This window comes from Microbacterium sp. S308A+, assembly GCF_049800815.1.
GTDB lineage: Bacteria > Actinomycetota > Actinomycetes > Actinomycetales > Microbacteriaceae > Microbacterium.
In genome coordinates, this window is record NZ_JBNAFT010000001.1 from 1,155,452 (window position 1) to 1,169,898 (window position 14,447).

At 70.9% G+C, this 14,447-nt stretch carries 13 protein-coding genes; 6 read left to right on the top strand and 7 right to left on the bottom strand.

Features of this window, described 5'->3' with window-relative positions; translation table 11 throughout:
* Positions 1 to 117: 117 nt before the first annotated feature.
* Both ACP15J_RS05475 and ACP15J_RS05480 read right to left on the bottom strand, forming a co-directional pair.
* Positions 118 to 801 carry a response regulator gene (locus tag ACP15J_RS05475; RefSeq protein WP_424937372.1) on the bottom strand — a complete coding sequence of 228 codons (684 nt, stop codon included), beginning with the start codon at positions 799 to 801 and terminating at the stop codon, positions 118 to 120.
* Positions 798 to 2,069, bottom strand: a complete 1,272-nt coding sequence (locus ACP15J_RS05480) for a sensor histidine kinase (protein ID WP_424937371.1) — start codon at positions 2,067 to 2,069, stop codon at positions 798 to 800. The genes ACP15J_RS05475 and ACP15J_RS05480 overlap by 4 nt, the downstream gene beginning before the upstream one ends.
* Before the next feature lie 196 nt (positions 2,070 to 2,265).
* Between ACP15J_RS05480 and phoU the strand changes: the two genes are divergently transcribed.
* Complete coding sequence (gene phoU / locus ACP15J_RS05485) at positions 2,266 to 2,961, top strand: phosphate signaling complex protein PhoU (protein ID WP_424937370.1); 696 nt, start codon at positions 2,266 to 2,268, stop codon at positions 2,959 to 2,961.
* 78 nt (positions 2,962 to 3,039) lie between these two features.
* Here phoU and ACP15J_RS05490 read toward each other — a convergent pair whose 3' ends face one another.
* Complete coding sequence (locus tag ACP15J_RS05490; RefSeq protein ID WP_424937369.1) at positions 3,040 to 3,789, bottom strand: phosphoglyceromutase; 750 nt, start codon at positions 3,787 to 3,789, stop codon at positions 3,040 to 3,042.
* A gap of 147 nt (positions 3,790 to 3,936) precedes the next feature.
* Between ACP15J_RS05490 and ACP15J_RS05495 the strand changes: the two genes are divergently transcribed.
* Complete coding sequence (locus ACP15J_RS05495) at positions 3,937 to 4,911, top strand: intradiol ring-cleavage dioxygenase (protein WP_424937368.1); 975 nt, start codon at positions 3,937 to 3,939, stop codon at positions 4,909 to 4,911.
* 40 nt (positions 4,912 to 4,951) lie between these two features.
* Positions 4,952 to 5,773, top strand: coding sequence for a class I SAM-dependent methyltransferase (locus ACP15J_RS05500; protein WP_424937367.1), 822 nt, complete (start codon positions 4,952 to 4,954; stop codon positions 5,771 to 5,773).
* A 48-nt stretch (positions 5,774 to 5,821) separates the two neighbouring features.
* Here the strand turns inward: ACP15J_RS05500 and pabB are convergent, their stop codons facing one another.
* The 4 genes from pabB to ACP15J_RS05520 all read right to left on the bottom strand — a co-directional run bounded on the left by pabB (position 5,822) and on the right by ACP15J_RS05520 (position 10,233).
* Entirely contained in the window at positions 5,822 to 7,993 is a 2,172-nt protein-coding gene (pabB, locus tag ACP15J_RS05505; RefSeq protein ID WP_424937366.1) for an aminodeoxychorismate synthase component I, read from the bottom strand.
* Positions 7,994 to 7,996: 3 nt separating this feature from the next.
* Positions 7,997 to 9,142, bottom strand: a complete 1,146-nt coding sequence (locus ACP15J_RS05510; RefSeq protein ID WP_424937365.1) for a YgfZ/GcvT domain-containing protein — start codon at positions 9,140 to 9,142, stop codon at positions 7,997 to 7,999.
* A gap of 5 nt (positions 9,143 to 9,147) precedes the next feature.
* Positions 9,148 to 9,747 (bottom strand): FABP family protein, encoded by a 600-nt coding sequence (locus ACP15J_RS05515; protein WP_424937364.1) that lies wholly within the window; start codon positions 9,745 to 9,747, stop codon positions 9,148 to 9,150.
* Positions 9,748 to 9,942: 195 nt separating this feature from the next.
* Positions 9,943 to 10,233 (bottom strand): hypothetical protein, encoded by a 291-nt coding sequence (locus ACP15J_RS05520; RefSeq protein ID WP_424937363.1) that lies wholly within the window; start codon positions 10,231 to 10,233, stop codon positions 9,943 to 9,945.
* 55 nt (positions 10,234 to 10,288) lie between these two features.
* Between ACP15J_RS05520 and ACP15J_RS05525 the strand changes: the two genes are divergently transcribed.
* The 3 genes from ACP15J_RS05525 to ACP15J_RS05535 all read left to right on the top strand — a co-directional run bounded on the left by ACP15J_RS05525 (position 10,289) and on the right by ACP15J_RS05535 (position 14,315).
* Positions 10,289 to 10,978 (top strand): winged helix-turn-helix transcriptional regulator, encoded by a 690-nt coding sequence (locus ACP15J_RS05525; protein ID WP_424937362.1) that lies wholly within the window; start codon positions 10,289 to 10,291, stop codon positions 10,976 to 10,978.
* A 218-nt stretch (positions 10,979 to 11,196) separates the two neighbouring features.
* Complete coding sequence (locus tag ACP15J_RS05530; RefSeq protein ID WP_424937361.1) at positions 11,197 to 13,365, top strand: RNA degradosome polyphosphate kinase; 2,169 nt, start codon at positions 11,197 to 11,199, stop codon at positions 13,363 to 13,365.
* The gene (locus ACP15J_RS05535) at positions 13,362 to 14,315 is read left to right on the top strand and encodes an NUDIX hydrolase (protein ID WP_424937360.1); all 954 of its coding nucleotides are present in this window, start codon (positions 13,362 to 13,364) and stop codon (positions 14,313 to 14,315) included. The genes ACP15J_RS05530 and ACP15J_RS05535 overlap by 4 nt, the downstream gene beginning before the upstream one ends.
* Positions 14,316 to 14,447: the final 132 nt, after the last annotated feature.

Sequence of the window (14,447 nt, forward strand, 5' to 3'; positions counted from 1 at the left end):
CTATTCGGGCCCGCACACGCCCCTGGCCCCCGTCCCCCGCGCGAGATCTGTCGCTTTCATCCGGAAACAGCGACAGATCTCGCGACGAGAATGAGCGGGGCGCGCCGGAGCGACGGGTCAGGCCTCGAAACGGTAGCCGAGGCCGCGGACGGTCACGAGCATCACCGGCTCGCCGGGGCTGACCTCGATTCGTGAGCGGATCCGCTTGATGTGCACGTCGAGCGTCTTCGTGTCGCCGAAGTAGTCGCTCCCCCATACGCGATCGATCAGCTGGCCACGGGTGAGCACGCGCCCGGCGTTGCGCATGAGCACCTCGAGCAGCTCGAACTCCTTGAGCGGCATGTTGATCACCGTCCCGTCGACCGAGACGGTGTGGCGGTCGATGTCGAGCGTCACGCGTCCGCCCTCCAGCACACGCTCGTCGAGCTCGCTCTCCGCCTGCTGCACACGACGCAGGACCGCGCGCATGCGTGCCAGGAGCTCCCGCGACGAATAGGGCTTGGTGACGTAGTCGTCGGCGCCGAGCTCCAGCCCCACCACGATGTCCACCTCGGAGTCCTTCGCCGTGAGCATGATGATCGGGACGGTCGAGGTCGCGCGGATCTGACGGCAGACCTCGGTGCCCGGCATCCCGGGGAGCATGAGGTCGAGGAGGACGACATCGGCACCGCCCTCCCGGAAGGCGGCGAGGGCCGACGGGCCGTCCTCGGCGATCTCCACCTCATACCCCTCGCGCCGGAGCAGGTACGCGAGCGGGTCGGCGAGGTCGGGCTCGTCCTCGACGAGAAGGATGCGGGTCATACGGGCTCTTCCGTGTCGGCGCGACCCGGCGCGGGATCCGGGGTCGCGATGGTGGCGCGCGCCTCGGCATGCCGGGAGGACCGGCGGGCGGCGCGCTTCTTCTTGTCCTTCTTCTTCTTTTTCTTCGCGTCGATCGGCTCGGCGTCCGGCATCGGGATCTGTGGAAGCCGCATCGTGAAGGTCGAGCCCCGGCCGGGACGCGACCACAGTCGCACCTCGCCGCCGTGACGCTGCGTGGCGTGCTTGACGATCGACAGGCCGAGCCCGGTCCCCCCTGTCCGCCGGGAACGCGCCTCGTCCGCCCGGTAGAACCGCTCGAAGATGCGCTCTCGGTCGGCCTCCTCGATCCCGATCCCCTGGTCGGTGACCGAGATCTCGACGACGCCCCCTTCGGCCTTGACCCCCACCCCCACGCGGGAGCCGCGAGGCGAGTACACGACCGCGTTCGCGATGAGGTTCCCGACCGCCTCGATGAGGATCTGCGCGTCGCCACGCACCCACGCGCCGCGGTCGCCGCCGCGGGACAGCTCGACACCGGCCGAGTCCGCCTGCACGGCGTGCGCCTCGACCGATGCGGCCACCACCTCGTCGATCGCGACCGCCCCCATCTCACCCAGGCCGTCGGAGGACTGCAGCCGCGACAGGCTCATGATGCGGCCGGTGAGCTGTCCCAGTCGCGCCGCCTCCGCCGAGATCCGAGCGGCGAACGCGCGGACCTGCTCGGGATCGTCGGCGGCAGACTCGATGGCCTCGGCGAGAAGGCTGACCGCGCCGACCGGTGTCTTCAGTTCGTGGCTGGTGTTGGCCACGAAGTCGTTGCGCATCTGATCGAGGCGTTCCTGCTCGGTGACGTCGCGGATGATGAGCAGCCGCAGCCGGGGGCCGATCATGCTCGCCCGCGCGGAAACCAGGCGAGGGTCCACGCTCAGTCCGCCGCGGGTGAGGCGGAGCGTCGCTGTCTCGGATCCTCCGTCGCGCACGGAGCGCACGAGCTGCCTCAGCTCCGGGTTGTCCAGGGTCGATCCGACCGCGATGCCGAAGCGCGCGGCGGGGATCGAGGCCGCAGTGACCAGCCCCGAGGAGTCGACGGCGCACGCCGCATCGTCCATTCCGGCAAGGACGGTGGTCAGACCCTCCGGCAGCTCGGTCGAGGTCAGCACCTGCGCGGCCCTCCTCGCACGGAGCGCGGCCACGATGATCGCGGCGACGCCCGCACCGATGGCCGCTCCCAGCGCCAGGGCGAGCAGCGCGAGAAGCGTCGGGTCCATGCCCTCAAGAGTAGAGCCCGTTCACCGCGCCATCCGGTGCGGGAGGCCTGGTTCCGTGAGGAATCGGACTACTATTCACGTGCACGGCACCGTCCGTTAACCTTCGCCGAAGAGAATCGCCGCATGTGTGCCGGAGCGGTTCCCGGCCCGCTCCCTCGTCCGCCTCGACCCCTCCGAACGAGAAAGGTTCGCTGTCATGCGCGAAGTCTTCCACCAGTCCCTCGAGGACGTGCAGTCGCGGCTCGTCGAGATCGCCGAGCTCGTCACGGTCGCGATCGACAAGGCGACCCGCGCGTTCGCGACCAGCGACGTGAGCCTGGCCGAGGAGGTCATCGCCGACGATGCGCACATCGACGAGCGCGCGATCGCCCTCGACGAGCTCGCGATCGAGATCCTGGCCCGCCAGCAGCCCGTCGCCCGAGACCTCCGGATCGTGGTCACCGCCCTGCGCGTGAGCGCGTCGCTCGAGCGCATGGGCGACATGGCCGAGCACATCGCCCAGCTCGCCCGCTACCGGTTCCCCGAGCGCGCGATCCCGAAGGGCCTCAAGAGCACCTTCACGAAGATGGGCGAGCTGGACGTCGAGATCGCCCGGACGCTCACCGAGCTGCTCCGCTCCGAGGACCTGCGCCTCGCAGACACGATCCGCAACACCGACGACGACATCGACGAGCTGCACGCGAGCGTGTTCGAGAAGGTGCTCAGCGACAACTGGAAGGGCGAAGCGACGGCGACGGTCGACGCGACGCTGGCCAGCCGCTACCACGAGCGCTTCGCCGACCATGCGGTCGCCGTCGCCAAGAAGGTCGTCTACCTCGCGACCGGCGACTGGCACGCGGACACCGAGACGATCGACCTCGCGATCGACGCCCAGCAGCTCGACGAGAGCTGAACCGACGATCCGGACGAGACGGAGGGGGCGGATGCGATGCGCATCCGCCCCCTCCGTCGTCTCCGGCCTCGTCCCTTGTTACTTCTTCCCCTGGGCGGCGACGGCGGCGGCACCTGCGGCGGCGGCCTCCGGGTCCAGATAGCGCCCGGCGCCGAGGGGGCGGTTCTGCTCGTCGAGCTCGTATACGAGGGGGATGCCGGTCGGGATGTTGAGCTCCGCGATGGCGTCGTCGCCGATCCCTTCGAGATGCTTGACGAGGCCGCGGAGCGAGTTGCCGTGCGCAGTGACCAGCACGGTCTTTCCGGCCTCCAGATCGGGCACGATCGCGCTCTCCCAGTAGGGCAACAGGCGGTCGATCACGAGCTTGAGCGACTCGGTGCGAGGCACCTCGCCGTCGATGCCGGCGTATCGCGGGTCGCCCACCTGGCTGAACTCGCTGTCGTCCGCGAGCGGCGGCGGCGGGACGTCGAAGGAGCGGCGCCACAGCTGGAACTGCTCTGGCCCGAACTCCTCCAGCGTCTGCGCCTTGTCCTTGCCCTGCAGCGCGCCGTAGTGGCGCTCGTTGAGGCGCCAGGAGCGAGTCACCGGGATCCAGAGGCGGTCGGCCGCGTCCAGCGCGATGTCCGCGGTCTGGATCGCACGGCTGAGCAGCGAGGTGTGCAGGACATCGGGGAGGATGCCGGACTCGGCCAAGAGCTCGCCGCCGCGACGGGCCTCGCCCTTGCCCTGGTCGGTGAGCCGGACGTCGACCCATCCGGTGAAGAGGTTGAGCTGGTTCCACTCGCTCTGCCCGTGGCGGAGGAGGATCAGGGTACGCGGTTCTGGCATGTCCTCAGCCTAGGACCTCCCCGTGCCGCCCCGAACTCCGGCCATCGACCCGCACCCTTGCTCGCATAGCCCTTGCATAGCAGACGCATAGCTCCGCGCGGGGATCCTCCGTCATCGTGGTCGCACCGACCGAGACGAGGAGACATCATGACCCGTGTTCCTGACCCCGTGCCCACCCCCGACGGCCCCAGCTACGAGGGGCGCCTCCTGGACCGTCCGGAAGAGGAGGTGGTGGACCAGGGCGCGCGTTTCGACATCCGGACGATCCTGACCAGGCGCGGCGTGCTCGGCCTCGTCGGGCTCGGTGCGGGGAGCGTCGCGCTCGCCGCGTGCGCCCCGGACGGTTCTTCCGCGGCCTCGACGCCGACGGCCACAGCGTCGTCGTCCTCGCCCTCCCCCGCCGCGACCGGGACGCCCATACCGCCCGCCGGGGAGATCCCGGACGAGACCGCCGGCCCCTACCCTGGCGACGGATCCAACGGCCCCGACGTGCTGGAGCAGACCGGCATCGTGCGCGGCGACATCCGCTCCAGCATCGACGGCGGCGCGACCGCCGAAGGCGTGCCGCTGACCTTCGAGCTGACGATCCTCGACATGGCGAACGGCGATGCGCCCTTTGCGGGCGTGGCCGTCTACGCCTGGCACTGCAACGCCCAGGGAGAGTACTCGATGTACTCCAGCGGGCTCGAGAACGTCACCTATCTCCGCGGCGTGCAGGTCGCCGACGCCACGGGGAGCGTGCGCTTCACCTCGGTGTTCCCCGGCTGCTACTCGGGACGCTGGCCGCACATCCACTTCGAGGTCTATCCCGACGCGGCGGCCATCACCGACCCCGCGAACGCGATCTCCACCTCGCAGCTCGCGCTCGCAGAGGAGGCGTGTTCGGCGGTCTACGCGTCGCCGGCCTACGCCGGGTCCGCGCAGAACCTGGCCCGCACCTCGCTCGCGACCGACAACGTGTTCGGCGATGACGGCGGCGCCCTCCAGGTGGCCACGATCACCGGCGACGCCGCGAACGGCTACCACGCCACGCTGACGGTCCGAGTGGACACCCGCACGGCGCCCACCGGCGGCGGATCCCCCGGCCAGAGCGGGCCGGGCGGCGGCGGAGCGCGTCCCTGAGCCGGGGGTCGTATGCGGCAGGGTGCGGCAGGATGGAGGGATGGCGTCCGCACCTCTCGGCCACCCCACGCGGGGCACGACCGGGACCAACCGCCTGCGCCGCAACGACCGCTGGATCGCCGCGAGCGCCGCGTTCCGCCGCGCCGACGACCCGCTCGTCGTGGATCTCGGGTTCGGCGGCAGCGGCGTGACGACGTTCGAGCTCGCCGCGCGCCTGCTCCGCGTCCGTCCCGACGCGGAGGTTCTCGGCCTGGAGCTGGATCCGGAGCGTGTGGCGACCGCCCTCCGGCAGCGGGACGAGGTGCGCGCCGGCGAGCGCCCCTTCCCCCGCGACCTTCCGGTGTCCTTCGCTCGCGGCGGCTTCGAGGTGCCGCTCCCGGAGGGCCGGCGTCCTGCGGTCATCCGTGCGATGAACGTGCTCCGGCAGTACGAGGAGGCGGACGTCCCCGACGCCTGGCGCACGATGGCGGCACGTCTCGCCCCCGGCGGACTCGTCGTCGAGGGGACCTGCGACGAGGTCGGGCGGATCGCGGCCTGGATCGACGTCGACCGCTCTGGCGTGCCGCTGAGGTTCACCCTGTCGCTGCGCCTGGCGGGTCTGGATCGCCCGTCGATCGTCGCCGAGCGGCTGCCGAAGGCCCTCATCCACCACAACGTGCCGGGGGAGCCGGTCCACGCCTTGCTCTCGGACCTCGACCACGAATGGGAGCGCGCAGCGGCGCTCACCGCCTTCGGCCCCACCCAGCGATTCCTCGCCGCCGTCGCCGCGCTGCGGGAGCGGGGATGGCCGGTGCGAGGAGGACGGACACGGTGGCGGCTGGGCGAGGTCACCGTGCCCTGGTCGGCCGTGGCGCCGTCCTGACCCAGCACCCGGAGGAGCCGGGAACCGCCGCTCCCGCCCGCAAGCTCCTCAGACGGGAGGGTCCTGCGACGCCCCTCCCGGGAAGGGCGCGTCGAGCAGCCGGAGCAGCGGAGCGGCCTTCACGCGCGTCTCTTGATATTCCTCCGCAGGGTCGGAGAGGGCGATGACAGCGCCCCCCACGCCGTACTCGGCACGGTCCGGCATGACGACTGCCGTACGGATGACGACGCTGAGGTCGACGGACCCGTCCAGCGCGAAGCAGCCGATGGCGCCGCTGTAGACCCCGCGCGCGCCACCCTCCAGCTCGTCGAGGATCGCCATGGTCCGCAGCTTCGGCGCGCCGGTCATCGACCCGGGCGGGAAGGCCGCGCGCACGGCGTCCACCGCGGTCGCATCCGGGCGCAGCCGCGATCGGACCGTGCTGACCAACTGGTGCACGGTCGCGTAGCTCTCGACGTCGAAGAGGCGGTCGACGTGCACCGACCCGATCTCGGCGGTCCGTCCGAGGTCGTGCCGGACGAGGTCGACGATCATCAGGTTCTCCGCGCGGTCCTTCTCCGCCGTGGCGAGCTCGGATCGGATCGCCGCGTCCTCATCCTGGTCGGATCCCCGCGGCCGTGTGCCCTTGATCGGACTCGACTCGGCCTCGCCGCCGGACGTGATCCGCAGGAAACGCTCCGGCGACGTGCTCAGCACGCTGACGTCGCCCATCCGCAGGAAGGCCCCGAACGGAGCAGGGTTGCGGGCGCGGAGGAGGAGGTAGACCGCGAAGGGATCGGCCCCGAGTCCCCCCTCGGCGGTGATCATGTTCGTCAGACAGGCCTCGTACGTCTCCCCCGCGGAGATCAGCTCCTGGCAGGCGACGATGCGCGCGAGATACTCCTCCCGCGAATGCCGGACCGTGAGCACCCGCTCCCCCCGCTCGGGCGCCGCAGAGGCTCCCGAGCCCTGCTCCTCTGCGACCGGGCCGCCCTGCGCCCGCGCCGGGAGCGCCACGATCCGCACCCCGGTCCGGTCGAGCCACGCGGAGGCCTCGTCCTCCCCCGCCGCGCCCGCGTCGTCGGCGACCAGGATCTGCAGGTGGATGCGCCGCTCCTCATGGTCGATCACGAGCGAGCGGTCGAGGAAGAGCATCGCCGCGTCCGGGGCGTCGGAGCGCCGCGTGTGTGGCGAGCCGCACTCGGCGCGAAGCTCGTAGCCGAGCCATCCGACCCAGCCGAGCCCGAGGGGGACGGAGCGCCCGGAAGGAGGAAGGCGGCGGGTGGCGAGCTCATCGTCAAGCCAGTCGAAGAAGCCGGAGCGCTGCGTCGTGGTGGCCCCTCCGGCACGGAGGGAGACCGTCCCGGCGAGGACGTCGGCGGTCGCGGTCCTGGCGTCGTCCGCCGTGGCCCCGCCCATGATCGAGTATCGCGCCCTGGGATCGCCCGGCCGATTGCCGTCCAACCAGACGGCCTGCTCGGCGTCCCCCCACAGCGCGGCGAAGACGGCCGCGTCGTCCCCCTCGAAGGGGAGCTCACGATGGAGCACCCGTCCAGACGCCCTGGAGGTCGCCGCTTCGCCCACGGCCGGGCGGGACGGCACGGGCACGACGCCCGCCGTCTCGTCATAGGCTCCAGCCGGACGCGCGGCGCGGGTGAGCGCGGCGAAGTTCTCGATCATGCGCTGACCGTGCGCCGAGGCGATCGACTCCGGATGGAACTGCACGCCCCACTGCGGCCGCTCTCGATGGCGTACAGCCATGACCACCCCGTCCGCCGCGACGGCGGTCACCTCCAGCACCGGCGGGAGGTCGTCGACCATGAGCGAGTGGTAACGCACCACCTCGACCGGGGACGGGATCCCTCGGAAGAGACCGGATCCGTCGTGGACGATCGCGGAGACCCGTCCGTGACGCGGCTCAGGCGCCCGGACCACCTCGCCCCCCCAGACCGCCGCCAGACCCTGGTGACCGAGACAGACGCCGAGCAGCGGCACCGATGCGGTGCGGATCACCGCGTCGCAGATCCCGAAGTCGCCCTCCCGACGCGGGTCGCCGGGGCCGGGCGAGATCACGATGCTGTCGAACTCGTCGAGACGCGAGAGCACGTCCGCGGCGTCGTTGCGTACCACGACCGGAGGGAGCCCGTTCGCCTGTGCGAGCTGATGGAACAGGTTGTAAGTGAAGGAGTCGTCGTTGTCGATCAGCAGGGTGCGGATCGGGCGCCGCGGATCAGGCGCCATGCGTCACCGGTCGCGCGGGTCCATGTCCCGCGGATCCGGGGCCGTGGGCCGCCGGGACAGACGGGTGAGGCGGGGGACGTCGGCGGTCGCTCCGGCGTCGGCGGGGACGATGACCTCCTGCGCGGCGGCGACCTCGGCGTCGCCCGTGCGCACGATCACGTCGCCCGCCGGCGCGCGCCGGGAGAGGAGGGCGAGGGCGATCGGGCCGAGCTCGTGATGGCGGGCGGATGAGGTGATGCGACCCACCTCGGCGCCATCGGTGACGACGGCGTCTCCTGGTGCGGGGAGGACGTTGTCGCTGCCGTCCAGATGCAACGCGGCGAGCCGCCGGGGCGGGTGTCCCAGGAAGTGGACCTTCGCGACGGTCTCCTGTCCGCGATAGCACCCCTTGTCCAGATGCACCGCGCTGCGGATCCAGTCGGTCTCGTGCGGGATCGACCGGTCGTCGACCTCGGTCGCCCAGCGCGGACGCCACGCCGCGATCCGCAGCGCCTCCGCGGCGAGGGCCCCGGCCCAGGTCGTCTCGTCTCCCTCCGGCGCCGTAACCCCGAGGAGCGAGGCCGCCCCCGCCGCGTCGATGATCGCGGTGCGCCAGTGGTAGCGGGCGCCGGGGTGCCCGTCGCCGAGATGGTACTGGTGCCCACCCGGCTGCACCTGCGGCCATGGATCCGTCCAGACCACCGCACTGCCGTTCGGGGCGATCGCGACGACCTCCGCACTCCGCTCCGCCGCGCCGCCGGCGAAGAAGCCGAGCACCGCGAGATCGTCGCGCGGGGAGACCACGACGTCGGCGCGGAAGACCATCCGCTGCAGCCAGCCCGCCAGCCCCGGCGCATCGCCGCGGTCGGCGATCAGCCAGGTCGAAGCGCCGTCGTCGACCACCGCCGCCGCGTGCTCCACGTGACCCTGGGGGTCGAGCACGAGCAGCTCGGTGCTCGTGCTCACCCCGAGCCGGGCGACGGCCTGCGACGTGATCGAGTCCAGCCAGCCGAGCCGGTCGGCGCCGGACACCTCGATTACCGCACGGTCGCCCAGCGGCGCCAAGGCATCTCCTGCCTCGAGCCCTCGCTGCTCACGGATCGGATCGCCGAAGTGCGCGACGACCCCCTCATCGGTCACGGCGCCGGGAAGGGCGGAGAAGGCGTCCACCGCGGTCAGACCCTGGCCAGGCGCGCTGACGCGTGCGATCGAAGCTCCGATCCGAGCGCGGCGATGTCCCAGGCCCACAGCAGGTGTCCGTCGACCAGTCCGTACATCCGGCTCGCCGCCGCGTAGGGCTTCGCGCCGGCGGTGCGTACGACCGCGTCGGTCGCGATGTCGATGCGCGGGCCGTCGACGCGGCCGAGGTAGAGCTCCATGGTGCCGTCGGAGTGCGCGAGTGAGATCTCGATCGGGAAGCCGGTGCCCGGGACACGGAGCTCCTCGACGTCCTCGGCCGTGCGCGGGACGGCCGACTCCGCGGGTGGGAGGAGACCAGGGCCGGCGTCGGCGGCACCGGCCGGTCGAGCAAGACGCCAGAACCCGGTCTCGGCGACGAGCGGGACGGGAGCGGCGTCCGCAGGCAGCAGCGCGGCGGTGGCGGCGTAGTTGAGGAACGGGCCTCCGTCATGGCTGAAGCTCACCCGATGAGAGAACTCGCCCCGGTAGTGGTGCCCGTCCGCCTCATAGTCGATGACGCCCGTCCCCTCCCAGACCCCGAGCAGCCACGAGAGCGGACCGATGTCCGCGGGCAGGTCGGTGGGGAGATCGAGCATGCGGCGCCTGACGGTCCGGCGGCGCTCAGCGCTGGCCGCGGAAGAGGTTCACGAGCACGACGCCCGCGCAGAAGGCGATCGCCAGGCCCGCCAGGCCCAGAAGGCCGACGAAGAAGAGTTCGAGCGCGACGAGGTCCATGGGAACACCTTATCGCGTCGTCACGATACGGTGCGCGCTGGGCGCGAACCGGCGCCTCAGAGGACGAACAGCGCACCGATGCTGAAGCCGATCGACACCACGCCCATGACCACGAGCGCGCCGAGAGCGCCGGCGGCGACGCGCAGGATGAATCCGCGCACCTCGGCACGGGCCAGCTGCACCGCGAAGGACACGAGCACGCAGACCCCGAACCCGATGAGGAACCACGTCATCGTCTGGCCGGCGGGGGCGAAGATCCCGAGCCCGACGGCGATCACGAAGGCGGTGGCCCACGTCGCGATGAGGCCCACGAAGGGGCTGCGCGGTGCGAGGGCCGGTTCGGACATGCATCCATTGTGACCCATCGCGCTCGGTATCATGGTGCGCACGAAAGGATCCCGCGTGGCCCTGCTGCTGGTGCTGTCCTCCGCTCCGCCCTCGGAGCCCGTCCTGCCCGCCTTGGAGCTGCTGAGCCACCGGGTCCGGACGATCGCCGCAGAGCCCGCGGAGCTCGTCGCCGCCCCGGATGCCGACGCCGTGATCGTTGACGGCCGCAGCGACCTCATCGGCGCGAGGTCGCTCTGCTCCCTCATCCGCGCCACCGGACTGCGATGCCCTCTCGTGCTCGTCGTCACGGAGGGCGGCCTCAGCGCGGTCAACGGCGACTGGCGGATCGACGACGTCATGCTCCCGACTGCGGGGCCGGCCGAGATCGACGCGCGGATCAGGATCGCCGTCGCGCGCGGATCGGCCGCGGACGAGCCGGCCCGCATCGCCTCCTCCGGCCTCTCCATCGACGATCAGTCCTACTCCGCCCGGCTCCACGGCCGCCCGCTGGACCTCACCTACAAGGAGTTCCAGCTGCTCCACTTCCTCGCGACCCATCCGTCGCGCGTGTTCACCCGCGAGCAGCTGCTGAGCGAGGTGTGGGGCTACGACTACTTCGGAGGCACGCGCACGGTCGACGTGCACGTGCGCCGGCTGCGGGCGAAGCTCGGCGAGCAGGAGCAGATCATCGGCACCGTCCGCAACGTCGGCTACCGGTTCAACGTCGACGAGGCAGAGCGTCCGGCACGCTCCGACTCGCCCTGACCCGTCCGGACCCGCCCCAGCGACGAGACGGCCGGCTGGCGAACGACGAAGGGCGCAAGGGACGTCCCGTTCGAACGCCTCGGGGCGAAGGGGACCCCGCGAGCGATCGAACGGGACGTCCCGGAGCCCGACCCCTCCTCGACCGCGTCCGGATCCCCTGCGCAACCGTGCGACGCTCGTTCACTCCCGCGTCACCGGGCGATGCTTAGATGTACCCCATGATGGATCCGTCACTGGCCGACTCCGGTCTCGGCGATGCCGAGGACGACGACTTCGACGCCGTCCCGGGCGCCGACGACTCGCTCCTGCCCGAGAACCGTTACCTCGACCGCGAGCTGAGCTGGCTGGCCTTCAACCAGCGTGTGCTGGAGCTCGCCGAGGACGAGACGCTGCCGGTGCTCGAGCGCTCCAACTTCCTGGCGATCTTCGCCAGCAACCTGGACGAGTTCTTCATGGTGCGCGTGGCGGGACTCAAGCGCAGGATCGTCACCGGCCTCGCGGTGCCCACCAACGTGGGACGCTCCCCCGCCGACGTGCTCGCCGACATCTCGGCCGACGCGCATGCGCTGCAGCTGCGCCACGCCGCGGCCTGGACGGAGGCCGTGCGCCCGGCGCTCGCCGAGGCCGGGATCGAAGTCGTCGACTGGTCGGAGCTGGGCGAGGAGGAGCGGGAAGGCCTCACCGACTACTTCCAGACCAACGTCTTCCCCGTGCTGATGCCGCTCGCCGTCGACCCGGCGCACCCGTTCCCCTACATCTCCGGCCTGTCGCTCAACCTGGCGATCCGCATCCGCAACGCCAGGACGGGGCGTCAGGAGTTCGCGCGGCTCAAGGTGCCGCCGATGCTGCCGCGATTCGTCGAGGTCACGCGCGCCGAGGGAGCCCTGCGCTACATCAGGCTCGAGGAGCTGATCGCCAACCACCTGGGCGACCTGTTCCCCGGCATGGAGGTGCTCGATCACCACGCCTTCCGTCTCACGCGCAACGAAGACGTCGAGATCGAGGAGGACGAGTCGGAGAACCTCATCCAGGCGCTGGAGGCGGAGCTGCTCCGGCGACGGTTCGGCCCACCGATCCGCCTGGAGATCACCGACGACATGGACGACGTCACCCTCGACCTGCTCCTGAAGGAGCTCGACATCACGGACCAGGAGGTCTACCGGCTCCCCGGCCCTCTCGACCTCCGCGGCCTCTTCGACCTGTCCCGGATCGACCGGCCCGACCTGCACTACAAGCCGCACCTGCCCACCACGGCCGTGGCCTTCCAGCCGGGCGACAACAACGAACGCGCCGACATCTTCAAAGCCATCCGCAAGTCCGACGTGCTCGTGCACCACCCCTACGAGTCGTTCGCGACGAGCGTGCAGGCGTTCCTGGAGCAGGCCGCACGCGACCCGCACGTGCTCGCGATCAAGCAGACCCTGTACCGCACCTCCGGCGACAGCCCGATCGTGCAGGCGCTGATCGACGCCGCCGAGGCGGGCAAGCAGGTGCTCGCCCTGGTGGAGGTCAAGGCGCGCTTCGACGAGGCGAACAACATCGTCTGGGCCCGCAAGCTCGAGAAGGCCGGCGTCCACGTCGTCTACGGTCTCGTCGGGCTCAAGACCCACTGCAAACTCGCTCTCGTGATCCGCCAGGAGGAGGGGACCCTCCGCCACTACTCCCACGTCGGCACCGGCAACTACAACCCGAAGACCAGTCGCATCTACGAGGACTTCGGCCTCTTCACCGCCGACGCGCAGGTCGGCAAAGACCTCACGCGCCTGTTCAACGAGCTCTCGGGCTACGCGATCGAGAAGAAGTTCAAGCGTCTGCTGGTCGCACCGCTGCACCTGCGGAAAGGTCTGCTCCGCCAGATCGAGAAAGAGCGGCAGAACGCGCTGGAGGGCAAGCCCGCGCACATCCGCATCAAGGTCAACTCGATGGTCGACGAGCAGATCATCGACGCCCTGTACCGCGCGAGCGAGGCCGGGGTGACGGTGGACGTGTGGGTGCGCGGCATCTGCAGCCTGCGCACCGACCTCCCCGGGGTCAGCGACAACATCACGGTGCGGAGCATCCTCGGGCGCTACCTGGAGCACTCCCGCATCTTCGCGTTCCATGGCGACGGCGACCCGCAGGTGTTCATCGGCAGCGCCGATATGATGCATCGCAACCTCGACCGACGGGTCGAGGCGCTCGTTCGAGTGACCGATCCCACTCATCTCCAGGAGCTGCTGGCCTTCTTCGACCTCGCGATGGCGCCGACGACCTCGTCCTGGCACCTCGGCGAGGGCGGGGTCTGGACGCGCCACTCCGTGGACGAGAGCGGGACGGCGCTCGTGGACCTGCAGGATAAGACCATGACCCAGATTCAGAGGCGGCGTCGCCCGCGGACGGTGCGATGAGCTCAGCACGCGGCGAGAACCACGCCGTCTACGCCGCCGGCGGGCTCGTCTGGCGCGTCGTGGACGGGAAGATCCGCGTCCTCCTCATCCACCGCACGAAGTACCGCGACGTCACGCTGCCCAAGGGCAAGGTCGATCCGGGCGAGACCCTGGCCGAGACCGCCGTACGCGAGATCCGCGAGGAGACCGGGATCCGCGTGCGCCTCGGCGTCCCCGTCGGCGTCTCCCGGTATCGCATGGCCAACCGCAAGCAGAAGATCGTGCACTACTGGGCGGCCGAGGCCACGCCGTCGGCCATCCGGGCCTCCGCGTTCGTGCCCAACCGGGAGATCGCCGCGATCGAGTGGGCGAGCGTGAAGAAGGCGCGCTCACGGCTCAGCTATCCGATCGACGTGGAGATCGTCGACGCCTTCGAGCGCCTGCTCGCGGATGGCGTGACCCGCACCTTCCCCCTGATCGTCCTGCGGCATGCGAAGGCCGCCGCTCGCAGCGGATGGGACGGCTCCGATGCCGGACGCCCGCTGACCCAGCGGGGGCTGGCGCAGGCGGAGTCGATCGTCGGCCCGCTCCGCGCCTTCGGCGTGCGCCGGATCGTGACGAGCGATGCCGTGCGCTGCCTCCAGACCGTCGTGCCGCTCGCCCGCACGATCGGCCGCACGCCGGTCGAGACGCCGCTCCTCAGCCAGGACGCCTGGGAGGAGGGCCGCGCCGACCCGCGGTCGATCGTGGGCAAGCGGATCCGCGTTGGCAAGCCCGCGGTGCTGTGCAGCCATGGTCCCGTGCTCCCCGAGATCCTTCGCGAGATCGCCCTGGCCACGGGAACGCTGCACGGCTCCTACCTCGGCAGCGCCTCCGCGCTCGACGTCGCCGCCTTCAGCGTGGTCCATCTCTCGGCCACGAACCCGGGCTCCGGGATCATCTCGATCGAGACCCACGACCCGCGGATCTAAAGGGATCCGCCCCAGCGCGCCCCGATCCGTTCACCTCCTGTTTACCCGCACGGGAGAGTCTCGTTAACCGTTGCTTCTAGCGTCACTGTGTGCCCTGCACCGGGCCTCAATCATCCACGATCGAACGGATCC